Below are 1,815 nucleotides of genomic sequence, written 5' to 3'. Positions count from 1 at the left end.
CAAACAACACAGGCAACGGAGCCACCACCACATCAGACCCCACCCCCTGCCACCCCGACAAAAGATCCCGCCGCTCCCCCACATCAAGGATGTCCGCGTCCGCGATGGCCCGGCCAGGGTAGGTCACCAAAGCCGCGAGCAGTCGTGCAAAGCGCTCTGCCAGCATGCGAGCGGTCGAGGCGTCGAACAGGTCCGAGGCGAACTCCAGCAGACCGATGAGCCCGGCCTGTCCGCCGTCAGAGTCGTACTGCTCGCGCAGCGCCAGGGACAGGTCGAACTTCGCCACTGTTGAAGGAGCCGACTCGCCGGTCAATGTCAGCCCCGGAAGCCGCAGTGCGGCCTGGGTGTTGTTCTGCAGCACGAGCATGACCTGGAATAGCGGGTGCCTCGACATCGACCGCGCCGGGTTCAGCACCTCCACCAGGTGCTCGAAGGGCACGTCCTGGTGGGCGTAGGCCGCCAGGTCCGTCTCCCGGACGCGCGCGATCAGCTCACGGAAGGTCGGATCACCGGAGAGATCCGTGCGCAGGACGAGCGTGTTGACGAAGAACCCGACCAGGTCGTCGAGGGCTTCGTCGGTACGGCCAGCGATCGGCGAGCCGATGGGAACGTCCGTGCCGGCGCCCAGACGCGACAACAGCGCCGCGAATGCTGCCTGCACCACCATGAAGACGCTCGCGCCTGACTCACCTGCAAGTGCGGCGATACGAGCATGCAGTTCCGCATCGATCTCCACCGGAACGCTGTCGCCCTGGTACGAGGCCACCGCGGGCCTGGGACGGTCCGTCGGCAGCTCCAACTGCTCCGGGAGGTCAGCGAGTTCCTCTGTCCAGTGGGCGAGTTGGGAACTCAGCACACTGCCCGGGTCGGACTCCTCCCCCAGCAGCTCCCGTTGCCACAAGGCATAGTCCGCGTACTGGACCTGCAACGGCACCCATCCGGGAGTCCGCCCCGCCACCCGGGCCTCGTACGCCGCCGCGACATCGCGCGCCAGCGGCACCATCGACCAGCCGTCGCCCGCGATGTGGTGCAGCACCACCACCAGGACGTGCGACGCCTCGCCCAGCACCAGCAGGCAGGCACGCATGGGCACTTCGGCCGAAAGGTCGTAACCTCGATTCGTGAAGTCCGCTACTGCGTCGTCGACTTCACGCTCCGACACCTGCCGCGTCGGCAGCAGAAGCCTCGCGTCATCCGTGTGGAGGACGTGCTGGTAGGGCTCTCCGGCGGAGTTCTCCGGGAAGACGGTGCGGAGACTCTCGTGACGTCCGACCACGTCATGGAAGGCGGCCCGGAGGGCAGCCTGGTCGAGGTCGCCGGTCAGGCGCAGGACGACCGGCATGTTGTACGTCGCTGCCTCCGCGCCTTCGAGACGGTTGAGGAACCAAAGACGCCGCTGAGCGAACGACAACGGGACCTCTGCCGGCCGTTCTCCGGCGACCAACGCGGCCCGAGCGCTTGCAACCCCGTCTATCTGCTCGGCGAGTTGAGCAACGGTCGGCGTTTCGAACAGTGCCCGAACGGGCAGTTCCACACCTAGTGCACTACGAACCTTGCTCACGACGCGGGTGGCGAGGAGAGAGTGGCCGCCCAGGTCGAAGAAGCTGTCGTCGATTCCGACCCGCTCCAGGCCGAGGACCTCGGCGAACACTACGCACAGTGCCACTTCCCGCGCGTTGCGCGCAGCGCGTGAAGCAGCACTTGCCCCGTACTCGGGGGTGGGCAGGGCGCGGCGGTCGATCTTGCGGTTGACCGTGAGGGGGAAGGCGTCCAGGACCATCACCGCGGCCGGGACCATGAACTCCGGCAGGCTCT

At 67.2% G+C, this 1,815-nt stretch carries 1 protein-coding gene; it reads right to left on the bottom strand.

What is annotated here, in order from left to right; all coding sequences use genetic code 11:
- Nucleotides 1-1,815: condensation domain-containing protein (locus tag AC0B9F_RS38020; protein ID WP_472010367.1), on the bottom strand; the 1,815-nt coding region annotated here is incomplete at both ends.

Source organism: Streptomyces sp. NPDC097129 (assembly GCF_055668065.1).
Note: the sequence above shows the minus strand (reverse complement) of the source record. Positions and strands in the feature narration are given on the sequence as shown.